The organism is Stenotrophomonas nematodicola (assembly GCF_009467805.1).
Taxonomy (GTDB): domain Bacteria; phylum Pseudomonadota; class Gammaproteobacteria; order Xanthomonadales; family Xanthomonadaceae; genus Stenotrophomonas; species Stenotrophomonas nematodicola.
Map to the genome: position 1 here is coordinate 828,832 of NZ_WIAY01000001.1, position 12,171 is coordinate 841,002.

Annotated in this window: 12 protein-coding genes; all 12 read right to left on the reverse strand. The window is 64.3% G+C overall.

The window, feature by feature from the left end; all coding sequences use genetic code 11:
- Window positions 1–4,449 (reverse strand): tape measure protein, encoded by a 4,449-nt coding sequence (locus GDJ08_RS03800; protein ID WP_153164329.1) that lies wholly within the window; start codon window positions 4,447–4,449, stop codon window positions 1–3.
- A gap of 529 nt (window positions 4,450–4,978) precedes the next feature.
- Window positions 4,979–5,722: a hypothetical protein gene (locus GDJ08_RS03805; RefSeq protein WP_153164330.1), complete on the reverse strand. Its 744-nt coding sequence runs from the start codon at window positions 5,720–5,722 to the stop codon at window positions 4,979–4,981.
- 22 nt (window positions 5,723–5,744) lie between these two features.
- Window positions 5,745–7,712, reverse strand: coding sequence for an SPRY domain-containing protein (locus GDJ08_RS03810; RefSeq protein WP_229296434.1), 1,968 nt, complete (start codon window positions 7,710–7,712; stop codon window positions 5,745–5,747).
- A gap of 7 nt (window positions 7,713–7,719) precedes the next feature.
- Complete coding sequence (locus GDJ08_RS03815; protein WP_229296435.1) at window positions 7,720–7,953, reverse strand: hypothetical protein; 234 nt, start codon at window positions 7,951–7,953, stop codon at window positions 7,720–7,722.
- Between the two features lie 56 nt (window positions 7,954–8,009).
- A complete protein-coding gene (locus GDJ08_RS03820; protein WP_017355848.1) occupies window positions 8,010–8,387 on the reverse strand; it encodes a hypothetical protein in 378 nt (125 codons plus the stop codon).
- Between the two features lie 127 nt (window positions 8,388–8,514).
- Window positions 8,515–8,985, reverse strand: a complete 471-nt coding sequence (locus GDJ08_RS03825) for a phage tail tube protein (RefSeq protein ID WP_017355849.1) — start codon at window positions 8,983–8,985, stop codon at window positions 8,515–8,517.
- Between the two features lie 85 nt (window positions 8,986–9,070).
- Complete coding sequence (gene gp17 / locus GDJ08_RS20305) at window positions 9,071–9,427, reverse strand: tail completion protein gp17 (RefSeq protein WP_267873487.1); 357 nt, start codon at window positions 9,425–9,427, stop codon at window positions 9,071–9,073.
- A complete protein-coding gene (locus GDJ08_RS03835) occupies window positions 9,427–9,933 on the reverse strand; it encodes an HK97-gp10 family putative phage morphogenesis protein (RefSeq protein ID WP_153164332.1) in 507 nt (168 codons plus the stop codon). The genes gp17 and GDJ08_RS03835 overlap by 1 nt, the downstream gene beginning before the upstream one ends.
- Window positions 9,926–10,258: a phage head closure protein gene (locus GDJ08_RS03840; protein ID WP_153164333.1), complete on the reverse strand. Its 333-nt coding sequence runs from the start codon at window positions 10,256–10,258 to the stop codon at window positions 9,926–9,928. The genes GDJ08_RS03835 and GDJ08_RS03840 overlap by 8 nt, the downstream gene beginning before the upstream one ends.
- The gene (locus GDJ08_RS03845; protein ID WP_153164334.1) at window positions 10,258–10,569 is read right to left on the reverse strand and encodes a head-tail connector protein; all 312 of its coding nucleotides are present in this window, start codon (window positions 10,567–10,569) and stop codon (window positions 10,258–10,260) included. The genes GDJ08_RS03840 and GDJ08_RS03845 overlap by 1 nt, the downstream gene beginning before the upstream one ends.
- 3 nt (window positions 10,570–10,572) lie before the next feature.
- A complete protein-coding gene (locus GDJ08_RS03850) occupies window positions 10,573–10,917 on the reverse strand; it encodes a hypothetical protein (RefSeq protein WP_153164335.1) in 345 nt (114 codons plus the stop codon).
- 48 nt (window positions 10,918–10,965) lie between these two features.
- Window positions 10,966–12,165, reverse strand: a complete 1,200-nt coding sequence (locus GDJ08_RS03855; RefSeq protein ID WP_153164336.1) for a phage major capsid protein — start codon at window positions 12,163–12,165, stop codon at window positions 10,966–10,968.
- Between the last annotated feature and the right edge of the window lie 6 nt (window positions 12,166–12,171).

Consider the following 12,171-nt stretch of genomic DNA (forward strand, 5'->3'; position numbering starts at 1 on the left):
CTACCTTGCGTTGAGCGCTTCGCGCATCGAGGAACTGGTGCTGGTGCGCACGCCCTGCGTGGTCACCGCGAGTAGGCCGTGCAACAACTTGTTTTGCTCGGTCAGCAGCGCATTGCTCTGTTGGACGGCTGCTGTGGTTTCGGCCTGCCCCTTCCCATCGACCACCAGGTCAAACACGGCCCGGCTGAAGTTGTCGGGAAGAGCTTCGATCGCATCGGCGAGCTGGCCCATGCTGGTGCCGTCGTCCATGTCCAGATTCCCGACCTTCATGCCGTCGATCAGCCCGGTCACCTGGCCGAACAGGCTGTTGTAGTCCTTGCCACTTGAGTAGATGTTGCGACCGAAGCCCAAGGCCGCCTGTGCGGCCGCCTGCGCCGCGCCGGCATCTCCCCCCGATACCGCGCGCTCCAGCTCGCGCATCGCCTCTTGCAGCTTCTCCTGGTCCGTCAGCGGTGACAGGTCGCTTATCGACAATCCATACTTCATTGCCTTCTTGTCGGCATCGATCTGGGCCTGCAGCTTCCCCATGCTCGTCGCGCGCAGGGCCTCGATCTTGGCCAAGTCCTCCGCCCGGGCACCAGACAAACCGAGCGCCTTGGCGTAGTCGTTGGCCGCCTTAACCTGCTGGCGGTAGGTGCGTTCGATCGACAGGGCCTGCGACTGATACTGCGAAAGGTCTCCGGTCAGTAGTTGCGTCGAAACATCCGCCATCAGTTCACCGTAGCTCTTGGCCGCCCCAGTCAGTCGAGCATAGGCATCGCTCATCGTTTCGCCAGCGCGGGCCAAGTCTCCCATGCGGTCAACTACTGCGGTGATCACTCCGTCGCCGCTGCGGCTCCACAACTGGGCAGCATTTGCAATGTCTGCCTGGATAGCAACGGTAAGGCCGGCCACCTCGTTAAGCTTGGCCGCGTCACTGCGGTAGCGATCTGCCAGACGTTCTATTTCGTCAGCTGCGCCGTAAGCCTTGGCCACCGCCAGCATGTTCTCGCCAGCCAAACGCTGGGCAAAGGCCTCTTCTGCCTCGTAGTAGACCCGCCCGGCAATCTGGCCGAACTCCTTGGTCAGGTTGCCATTCTTGTCGAACTCCTGTCGAAATGAGCCCGCCACCATTGGTGGCACCGCCACCCCCAGCGCTGCAGCCGCTTGGCCCATCGCCTTCTCGATCTGGTCGAAGAGGTCGCGCACGGACTGCAGCGCCGCGTCGTCCATCGCTGCGCGATTGGTTCGGCTTTTGGATCCCCGGAAGAGGCTCCGCTTCTTGGACTGAGTGGTTTCACTGACACCAGACACGCCGGAATCACCGATGTTGAACTGGCTGGCGCCACCGGTAGTCTTCCAGTTTGTGCCAAACAAACCGCCTCCGGTGACCTTGTCCAGGGCAAATGCACCCAAGCCAATCCAGCCGGCAGGCCCGATACTCTTGAGCCCGCCGGTCAGCGCGCCCATCAGCCCTGAGCCGCCCTTGTAAGCAGCCATGCCGGCGGAGATGGCGCCGCTTACGGCGTTCCCGGCAAAGCCGCCGGCCAGCGTGGAAACGCCCTTGGTGAACAGGCCGTCGCCGCCCTGCATCCCCATCATGCCGCCGGCCAGCGCGCCGCCCCAGTTAATGCCCGACAGCGAGGACGCCTTGCCGCCAGGCCCGGTGAAGGCTGGCATGTTGTTGCCGAATCCCATCATCGACGCTGGGTCCGTGCGGGTGCCAGTGGCGATGCGGGTCTGGAAGCCTGCAGCGGCCTGGCCCTTGGACACCAGCGCGGCCACGCTGGCCAGATTCTGGCCGCCGGCGGCGGTCCCATTGCCCGACAGAATGCTGTAGCCAACTCGGTCAAGGATGCTGGTCTGGATCGGCAGCACCAGCTTCTGCTGCAGCAGCTGGCGGGAAAGGTCGCGCAGGCCCTGCCTGGCTACGTCCTTCAAGTCCCCCCACAGGCTGCGCCAGTCGCGCATCCCGCCGGCAACGAACTCCGCCATAGCATCGGCGGCATCGCCGACACCGTAGATCACCACGTTGGCCCAGGCCTCGACATTGGCCGCGGCCTCTTCCATCTGCAGCGACAGCGCAGCGGAAGCACCAGCCGCGGCCAGAATCGACCGCTCGTATTCTTCATAGCTCGCCGCGCCCTTGGCCAATGCCAGCGCTTCCTTGCCACCAGCGGCCTCCACCGACTTTTGCAGCTCTTGTCGCATGTCGCGCTCGTTGAGCAGCTGCCGGCGATATAGCTCCCGCGCACGGCCGATCTTGCCCAGCATGGCCAGCTCGCCGTTCATGGTCGCCAGCAAGGCCTCCGGGCTGGTCATGGCTCGATCAACCTCTGCCGCTACCTTGGCGTATTCCATTGCGCTTTGGGCCATCAGCACGTTGGCATCACCCTGGGCGATGTTGCCCTTGGCCAGGGCGGCGTTGTACTCACCCATGTTCTGCAGGTGCCTGGCCATCGCCTCGTCGAGCGGGCCTTTCATTGCCGCTGCCGCCAGCTCCGCCTGCTGCGTGTATCTGGCCAGGGCCTCGGTAACTGCCTTCTGTTCCTTGGCCGAAGCCTTGTCGGATGCGCGTGCGGTCTGCGTCGCCTTCTGGGCGGCTTCAGTCTGTCGGATCAGGCTCAGACCCTGAGCGATCTGCTTGTTGTAGGCAGCCCGCTGCTCGGTGGTGAGTTTGTCCACACCACCAGCCGCATTGATCTTCTGCCCAACATCGACCATGAACGCCGCTTCGGCGCCCTGCTTCAGGCGGACGAGGTTCACCAGCTGACTGTCAACACTAGCCTGCAGCGACTTCAGGTGCTGGTTAATTCCTTCGGACGCCGCGTGAGATGCGACAGCCTGCCGATTGAGCGCGGCAGTAGTTGCGTCGGTCTGGCGCTCAGCCGCGCCGCTCACTCCGGTAAGCGCACTGAGTAAACCGCGCTGGCGCTCGAACTCGAGGCTACTGGTCGCTGCAGCTGCGGTTTGTTGCGTCAGAGATTTCGCGACAGTCTGCGCTGCAGGAGAGCCGTCGATCATCGTGCGCCAGGCCGCTTCAAGCCCCGCAGAGAATTCATCGGCGGAGAGCTTTCCGCCGTGGAGGCTCTCCTTTAGCCGGGTGGTTTCCTTGATGAATGCATCGGCGTGAGCCACGTCCGAGTACGCCGCCGCAGAAGAGATCATTTCCTGAATGGACTTTGTGACCTCCCTATACGACTCGCTAATTCGAGCATCGAGCTTCAGCAGCTCGCCGGCACGCTCCTGCTTATTCAGCTCCGTGTACTTGGTGATCGTGTCGTCCAGCGTCCCGTTGAAGTCGATCAACGCGCTGTCCGCCTCCTTGGTGCTGTCGCGAATCATCCACCAGCCAGCCACTGCCGTGGCGATCGCAGCAGCGATCCCGACAGGACCGCCGAGCGCGGCGTACGCGGACTGAAGCCCCTGCGCTGCTACGCGCGCAGCCGTCTGCGCAGCGGTCAATCGCACCGTCGGCGGGAGCATCCCCATCATGCCTATGGATGCTCGATTTGCCACCACGGAGTTGGCGGCCCACAGCGCGTTGAGTGCCGAAATCCCGGCCATCAGCTTGCCGCCTGCATAGAAGACGGCAAGGCCGGTTCCAAGCGGAACCGCCGCTGCCGCGACTACCCCCAGGTTGTCAGCGAACGAATTTACTGCGGTCGTTGCCGCAGCAATTCCTCCGCTTTGAGCCTGGCTTCCCAGTAGGTCATCAAAGGAGTTCTTCAGCCCCGTCAGGGCGCCGCCAAGCGTGTCACGGGCTGCAGCCGCGGCGCCAGCGTAAGACCCTTCCATGACGCCCATGACCATAGCCTGGGCTTCCGCGAGACGGCCCGTTTCAACCAGCGAAGCCAGCATGTCTTTCTGCTGTTCGGTGAAGAGGAAGCCCTGTTTGGTAAGTGCGGAAATTCCCTCAGTCGGATACTCAAGCGCCTTGCCGATGGTTTCGGCCGACTGAGTGATGTTCTCGCCAAGTCGCACCGACTGGTCAATTGCGAGCTGAAGAGCCCGTGGGAAGTTCTCTCCTACGATGCCCGTGTACGACAACAGGCGCGTCTGCGCATTGACGATCTCACCGGACGAGTGAGTGGTCGCCTTGGCCATCTTGTCAGCCATATCGACCAGCTGCCGGCTGTTGAAGCCGGCGGTCTGCCCCGTGGACTTCAGGATCGCATTCAACTGGGCAAGTTCATTCTGCGCGTTCACGGTCTCCGTAATGAACCGCCCCAACAGGGCCCCGCCTCCAATCGCGCCAAAGCCCTTTGCCAGCGAAGACATGCTCAGGTCGATGCTGGTAACCGACACCTTTGCATCGCGGGCGGCCTGCGCGAAGCTGTCGGACATCTCGCGCTGCATCTGCCGCATTGCCCTTGCGGCGCGATCAGAAGCCCGAGCAGACTTTCCAAGGTCGCGTTCAAAGCTCCCGGTTTCTGCGAGCAGATCGACGGTCAGAGTGTAGAGGGCCATGTTTCACCAATAGAAAAGGCCCGCTCGTGGCGGGCCTGTACTTAGTCGTTGCGCCACCGAGGCGCGTTTCAGCAGCTACGGCCTATTTGGGCCGTGAACGCTTAACGAGCTGGCCGTCGATGACCAGCTCTTTGAGGAACACTCCATCCTTAGACATCGTGCAGCGCGCGGCTGTGTCTCCGTTTGCTCCGAATCCGTTCATGAGCGTCAGTCCTTCCCCAGCAACCCAGGTCACGACGATGCTATCGCTGAAGGTCTGGACCCGGGATGGCCCAGGAACACGCGCAGATGAAGGGTTCTTCGCGGACTCTTTGATCCACTGCCTACATCTGTCGCTGGCCGAAGCCTCTACCCGTTCCTCTGGTGATTTTCGTCCGCCAATCTGCATCCAAGCGAATGCCCCGACCACTACAACGAAGGCAATTCCAGCAGCGATCCAATCCTTGGACGTGTAAACCCTACTCATCGGTCATTAACCCCTCAGCCATGAAGGGTAAAAATTGTCGCACCGTGCGGTAACTTCGACAAACTATGCTGGAATTTCCTCGAACTCCATGTACCCGCTGAAATACTGCCGGCTGAGGTTCTCCGCCGTCGGAAGCTGGACGGCGTAACCATAAATTGCAGCGCGCGCGGCCAGTCCCGGATCGAAGGCCTTGGAGCGGATGTCCCGGAATTGCGGGATAACACAAGCTCGCCGGCGACGGGCCATCGCCATCGCGAGCGTCTCCCAGTCGGTGCCACCCAACCCGCCTCGGCGCACCACCTCCGTGGGCCGTCCTGAGAAGGTCGCAGTCAGCCGCCGGTAGACAGCACCGGGTACGGTGTTGACCTGCCCGCCCTTGGTCCGCGTGTGGACACTGGCGTCGATCGGTCCAACCGCCCACCCATCCTTGATGCCGATGTCGACCGCACGGAAGATCGCAATCTCCCCCACTTCGACGTTCGTCACCAGGGTGTCGATCACCACCGCGACGCTGCTCACCGTGGCTGCGGCGGTCGGGAACAGCCAGGCGCATACGGTGCCGTCGGGCAGGCGCACGGTCGTTGCGGTGGCCCCCGCGGCGCTGACCAACACCCCCTCCGGCACGTTGAGGCCGAGCAACGCCACTATCCCCGGGACCAGCCCCTCGGCGAGCGTCACGTTGATGGACAGGCTGCCTGTCCGGTGAATGCGGCTGCGGCGCCCCGGCTTTCCGTCGAACAATGCAGCGCCGGCGTCGGCGGTCAGCCAGGTGCCGCCCACCAGCGCCACAGACTGCACCGCAGGCATTCCATATCCGATCAGCACCGCATCACCCCCACAACGTCAGCACCACGTCACCCGTGGCAGGGTTGCGCTCCACGCGCCGCACCAGTACCTGCTTGCCTGCCTCCAACCCATACCGGCTGTAGGCGATGCGTCCCACCTGCCCCGGGTGCGGCGCCAGCTCCTGGTCGCCCTGCACGCTGACCCGGTAGAAGAACCGCTGCACCCGGTACATGGCCACTACCCGGTCGATCTCTGCCTGCGCGTCCGCGCCATTCCAGAAGAGCGAGAGCACCGGGTCGGCGCCGTCGGCGCGGCGGTAGTGAGGATGCATCGCCCCGGCCCCGTACACCTGGGCGCGGAACAATCCCATGAGCTCGTCGCGGCGCCACTGCGGCATGTCCACCACGTCCGTGACCAGGTCGGAAGCGCTCAACGCTTGGGCGTTCGGCCGGTAAGCCATGCGGCGAGTGAGGTTCGGAGCTTCGTCAGGAACGGCGAACAGATCTTCGGCCAGGTCGCCGCCGGCGAGATCGAAAGCCAGCTCCCCCGCCCATTCCTCTGGCGCCGCCACCTGGACGAATCGAAGTGCACCGTCAGCGTCCTGGTAGCAGCCCACTCCGTAGCTGGGCAGGATCGCGTTCATGGCGTCCCGGCCAGTGATGGCCGTGCCGGCGTAGTAGCCCACACCGGCATAGCCAGTGGCGGCATCGATCGCCGCGCAGTCTGTGCCCGACCATGCTGCCTTGCCCAGGCGCCCCATGATGTCGGCCATCGCCTGCTGCAGCGTCGCCGGCGCCGGCCCCGGACCAACGCTGGAAGCGTCTGTCACCACAGGCATGACCGGTGGCGATCGCATGAGCAGCTGCTGCCCATCCGGGGATAGGGAGAATGTGCCCGCCTCCATCGCGTCGCCGCGGTCAAGGACGGTATCCGTGTAGATCCGCGAATCGGCAACGAACATCGCCGTCGCATCCGAATTTGCCCCCATCGCCGGCACGCTGGCCACAGCGCCGATCAGCACCGGCTGCGGCTTCCACGCCAGGCCGGGGATGTTCGGCAGGAACACACTGCGGTTGATCACCTCGTCCAGGTCATCGTGCGCGTCCCGGAAGTAGATTCCCTTGGTGCCGTCGTCGTTGATCTCGATCCGGTCGAGCGAGAAGCGGTACGCCGCGTGCGTGTCGGCGAGCATCCCATCCGCCGGACCGACCCTCACTTGCGCCGGCGCGCCAGAAGCGCCACTGAGCGCCAGATCGTCCAGGACGCCATCAGCGTCCAGCGCCTGGCATTCCGCCGCGCTGGTCTGGCTCACCGGTTCACCACCCCACGGCCAGAAGTTGATTTCGCTGATGAGGGTGATGCCGTCGGCCAGCACCCCCTCGAACCGGGCGTTGGCCGGGGAGTCACCCGGGGCGGTCAGCCAGTCGGCATCGGCGAGGCGCGCCACCGCTGGGGATGCGGCGGGCAAGCGCCAGCCGACCTGAGCGGCAGGACTACTGGCACCCCACTGCCCTGCATTGACCGCCATGCACAGACCACCAGCTTCGGTGGCCGCGAGCGAGGCGCAGAAGTGCAGCGGGCCGGTAAGCCCGATGTCCCTCTGGTGGACCAGCACGCCGTTGCGGTAAAGCTTGAGCCGGGTTGGCGCGCCGACCTCCACCAGCACCCCCGCGATTTCACCTTTGGCAAGGACGGGCAAGCCGGCAGCGACCGGCCCACCGTCGAAAAGCACGGTCCCTGCGCCAAGGTTCCAACCAATGCCAGCGGCATCACCGCCGGGGAAGGTGGTCAGCGAAGCGCCGGCCGTCGCGACGCCGACGACGGCGGCCATCGGATCATCGCCCCACACCGCGAACTCGGCACCGAAGGTGCCGTGAGCCAGTGCAAGGTCAGAGCGGGCCATGTGGTGGATCTCCGCCGCTGCGGTTGTAGCCAGCGTGAGGCCGCCGTCGCGGGCGGCCAGCAACGGGCCAATGGGCAGCGCGGCAAAGCGCCCGAAGGTGTCAGCCATCATTTCCTCAGAGTGAGTCGAACCAATCCTCGGCCTCGTCGTCGTCGGACTTCGGCACAAGAACATCTAGGAACGCCTGCATGCTGCGCTTTGTGCCGGCCTGGCTGTGCGCTGCTGCCGTGAAGGCGGCGAAGGCCGCAGGCTTGATGTGCAGACCAACAGGGTCGATGGGGTTCCGCTTGTGAAACTCCCACCAGCTCAGGTACTCGCGGCGCGACATAGTCGACCGCAGCTCGGCCACCGTGCGATGCAGGTGGCCGGCCAGTACGTGCCAGAACCAGTCTTCGCCGCGCTGCCTTAGGCGTTTCCCGTCTCGGCCTGGGCGTCAGCGGCCTTGTCGCCGAAGCCGGAGTGCTTCATGGCGACCTGCTGCAGTTCCGCGGCAACCAACGGCTTCAGCTGTGCGGCCTGCGCGGCGGTCATCACCGGCTTGCCGTTCTCGTCGCAGATGGTGGCCGCGATCAGCTTCGCGCGATCACCGTCCTGGTAGAGCCGACGGAACTCCGCGTCCGGCAGCTCGCGCACGTGGAACTGCGCCTTGTCGCCGCTGGGCAGCGTGATGGTATCCGCGCGCACGTCTTTGGACGCGAACATGCCGAGGCTGGTGAAGGTCTGCAGCACGGTCGGCGGGGCAGCGAGCGCGTCGGTCGCCGGGGTGTCGTTGGTCTTGCTCATGGGCCGTTTCCTGAAATGGTGGTCGGGCGCGCAGGCCGCGCACGGCTAACACGCGGGGGTTCCCGCGCGCCCGGCCAGAGAGAAGGCCCGCCGAAGCGGGCCGAAAAAGAGATCGCCGTTGCGCCTTTTAGGGCGCCGGACGATGGGTGGTGACCGCGCCGGAGCCACGAATGGTGATGGTTGCCTTCCAGATGTCGTTGTCGGCCACCTGGACGGCGAAGTTCTGCACGAAGCCCTTGAACTGCTTGGAGACCACGTCGTCCGGCGGCGTGATGACACCGGCAACGGCCTCCGGCTTGTCCACGCCTTCGGTTTCCGACTTCGGAGCGGTGACCAGGAAATCCACCACCTCGCCGCTCTTGTGCAGCGCCTCGATCTTCTCGTGGTCGACGGCGTCGTAGTTGATTTCGATGGTGGTGCTGCCGGTGGCCTTCCGGCCGGCCACGAACTGATCCCAGTCATCATCGAAATCGGAGACGTCGATCTCCGATGCCTGGCCATCGGGGAAGCCGACCGAGCGCAAACGGGTCACCTTCGTGACCTCGGTGGGCGCGGTGGCAATGAACAGCTGGGTGTGCTTCGACTTCAAAACGCCCATTGCGTTTTACCTCTTGGATAGAGCCCGGTCGCCGGGCGGAAAAAAACCGGCTTGCGCCGGTGGTGGGGTTGAGCATTTCGAGCAGCTACCGGATGTCCAGCAGCCGCACGTCGAAGGAGATGCCGAAGGTGTCGGTGCCGTCGGGGTCCGGGCTCGGGTTGTAGGATTCGATGCTGCCGCGGCGCTCAACCTCGTCGCGGATCGCGATAGCTGCGGCGTTCGCCTGCATGGTGTCCTGGCCCCAGACCGTAATTCGGACCCGCCAACCGTCGGCCGGTGGTGTGTCGGACTGAGGAACTGGGGAGCCTGCCACGACCTCCCAGGTTGCGTAGGGCAAAGCCGCGCCCTGAGGTGCCACACTGGGCCAGACGCGGATTGGATCGCCAAGCAGCGCACGCACAGGCGCACTACCCTGCAAAACCGGTTGGATCAGAGGAATCATCACAGTACCCAGCCTTTCCGCTTCAGCGCGCGAGTGATCGCGATCCACGTTTCATTGATGATCGCCTGGGCGGCCTCAGGTCCTCGGGCCTCAGCGGACGGTGTGAGGAACGGCTTGGCCGCCATCTTCTTCGTGCCGAACTCCAGGTGGCGCCAGTAGTGCGCCCAGCCCGTCGTTTCGTAGACCTTGCCAACACGCCGCATGCGCTGGTTGCGCTTCGTGTTTGAGTACTTCGCCTTACGGCCGACCCGTACTCCGACCGTGAAGTACTCCCCATCCGTGCCCACCCCTGCCCGACGGCGGTTCTTGGCGTTGGCCCTCCGAACAACAATCTCACCGGCAAGGAAGCCCGACCGCTTCGCAACGCGATTTCGAGCCTCATCGCGGATGATGTTCCCTGCCTTGCGCATACCAGTGCGCAGGGGTTTCCCACGGACGTCGTCCGGCAACCCGCGCAGGGTATCCAGCAGCCCCTTCAAGCCATGCAGCACCAGGTCTTCAGCCATCAGCGACCCCTGCATCCACCATCAGCGTCAGCCACTGCCGCGCGGTCGGGTCCGGGAGCACTGCGCGGATGGCATACGCCTGTCCATCGAACAGAACGCGCATCGAGGACAGAACGCCAGGGATGTATGGGATCTCCATGCGGGCAGTGACCTCGCCATGCTCGGCGCTTGCCGCCGTGAATTCGCGCCCCGATAGCGGAACCACTTCCGCCGGCAGATCCTTCTGCCAGTCCCTCCACACTCTGGTGTCGCCGCCCAGGGGCTGCCGGATGACGTCGTGGTTCTGCAGCGTGACGCGATGCCTGTACTTCCCACGGCGCGCCATCACACGCCCCAGGTGACGCGGTAGGGGTTCAGCAGCCGCATCACGGCCGGATTGTCTGAGTGAATGGTGCCGGTCACCGAGGCCTCGCGAAGCGCGTAGCTGTCACCGACCAGCAAGCGCGCCGCCTGTTTGAGCGACTCCGGCACCGGAACCTGTTCTGGCGGATTGCCCCCATCCATCCAAGGGATTGACCGCCCAATGTACTGCTCAATGTAATCCTGGGCGGCGTTGATGTAGTCGGTGATCAGCTCATCATCCAGGTCATGGATGAGAACCAGATGTCGCCGTGCGTCGGCCAGTTCAATCAGCATGGTTCATTCCTTAGGAAGCGCCGCAATAGCCGAGGCAATCGCCTCCAACACGGTCTTTCTTGCCTTGTCGCCCTTCGACTGCTCGGCCTCAAGGGCCGCTGCAAGGGTGCCCATATCTACAACCGTGGCCAGCTCGGCGATCACGTCCGAAGCATTCTGGCCAACCAGGGCCGCGCCAGTGCGCGCCAAGGGGGCACCGCCAACGGAGGCGGATAGCGAACCGGGGATCAGAGCGACGAGACCTCGCTTAACGAGCAGATCGGCATGCTGGGGCGACACCTCAAACTTATGACCGCGACTTCGATGGCCACCGTGTTCAAACGAGCTGAGAGCCCTCACTTTCGCCATGTTCTTCTCCTACGCGGGGCAAGGTCCTCGCCTTGCCCCGCGACTACGTTACGGGCCGTCCACCACCGGCAGGCCGGCGAAACCGCCCTTCACGAAAGCTTCGGGACGGAACACGGTCAGCCCGACGTCCTCTTCACAGAGGATGGTCACCATGTTCTTCACGAAGTTGTCGCGGTCCTGGTTGGAGACCGTGATGATCGCCTGCTCACGGTCCCAGCCCTGCGCGCCCAGCTTGAAAGCACCGGTCAGGAATTCGCCGGTATCCATCGCCTTGGTCGCCACCACCGGACGCGCCCACAGGCCGGGCACTGCCAGGCCGCGCGGCGTGGCGAACAGGTAGGCGTTCTCGGTGGTCTTCGAAAGCTCGACGGTCGTCCAGTCGATCGGATTCAGCACGATGCCGTCGGCTTCGTACTCGGCCAGCGTCACCTGGAGCATGGCGATGCGGATGCGGTCGATCGCGGTCTCGTTCTGCACCACCACACCGGGGTTGGCGTACGCAGTCGCCTGGGTGTACAGCCCGTTGATGTTGAGGCCGACGCCCGAGCCTTTGAGCAGCTGCCCCTCTTCCTTCAGCTTCAGGCCGTACATGAGGCGACCATTGATGTAGGCCTGCAGCATTCCGGCGTCGCGCAGCACCTGCTTGGACGCACGGATCCAGTGGGCAATCGTGGCGACCTTCGACGAGTCCAGCTCGAAGGCCAGGTCAGACTCGGGCTTCGGGTTGACCGGGTTCTCGGCCACGACTTCGGCGTTGTTGGTGAATCCGGTTTCCCGCACGTATTCCAGGCTATCCGACGTGGTCGTGCCCCACGTGAGCAGATCGCGAAGGAACAGGCGCTGGTTCGGGGTAGCCACGACCCCCGGGATACGGTGGGGCTCGATCAGGTTGCCGGCCGACGCGTCCTCGCGGGTGATGGCGGCCTTCACCGTGAAGCTGCCCTGCATGCCCGGATTGAAGTTCTTGCACACATCGGAGGTCGCTACGACTTCACCGATGGTGCGCGCCTTGGCCGGCGCACCCCCGCCCTGCTCGAGCTTGGCGATCACCTGCTGGGCTGCCTGGAGGTTGGCCTGCAGTTCGCCCTGGGCGGTCAACAGCTGGTCAACCTTGGCCTTCGTTTCTTCGGACAGCTGTGCATGCGCGCTGATGTCGGCCTTGGCCTGTTCCGCGTGCTTCTTCAGCTGCTCATTCACCTGCCCGAGGCTGGCGTTGATGTTCTTGATGTCGTCGTCGATCTGGGCCATTGAGGC

Coding starts and splice junctions, on each gene's coding strand:
- GDJ08_RS03800 (WP_153164329.1), bottom strand. CDS start 4,449: ATGGCCCTCTACACTCTGACCGTCGATCTGCTCGCAGAAACCGGGAGC.
- GDJ08_RS03825 (WP_017355849.1), bottom strand. CDS start 8,985: ATGGGCGTTTTGAAGTCGAAGCACACCCAGCTGTTCATTGCCACCGCG.
- GDJ08_RS03855 (WP_153164336.1), bottom strand. CDS start 12,165: ATGGCCCAGATCGACGACGACATCAAGAACATCAACGCCAGCCTCGGG.
- GDJ08_RS03805 (WP_153164330.1), bottom strand. CDS start 5,722: ATGCCTGCGGTGCAGTCTGTGGCGCTGGTGGGCGGCACCTGGCTGACC.
- GDJ08_RS03810 (WP_229296434.1), bottom strand. CDS start 7,712: ATGGCTGACACCTTCGGGCGCTTTGCCGCGCTGCCCATTGGCCCGTTG.
- GDJ08_RS03835 (WP_153164332.1), bottom strand. CDS start 9,933: ATGGCTGAAGACCTGGTGCTGCATGGCTTGAAGGGGCTGCTGGATACC.
- GDJ08_RS03850 (WP_153164335.1), bottom strand. CDS start 10,917: ATGGCGAAAGTGAGGGCTCTCAGCTCGTTTGAACACGGTGGCCATCGA.
- GDJ08_RS03820 (WP_017355848.1), bottom strand. CDS start 8,387: ATGAGCAAGACCAACGACACCCCGGCGACCGACGCGCTCGCTGCCCCG.
- GDJ08_RS03840 (WP_153164333.1), bottom strand. CDS start 10,258: ATGGCGCGCCGTGGGAAGTACAGGCATCGCGTCACGCTGCAGAACCAC.
- gp17 (WP_267873487.1), bottom strand. CDS start 9,427: ATGATTCCTCTGATCCAACCGGTTTTGCAGGGTAGTGCGCCTGTGCGT.
- GDJ08_RS03845 (WP_153164334.1), bottom strand. CDS start 10,569: ATGCTGATTGAACTGGCCGACGCACGGCGACATCTGGTTCTCATCCAT.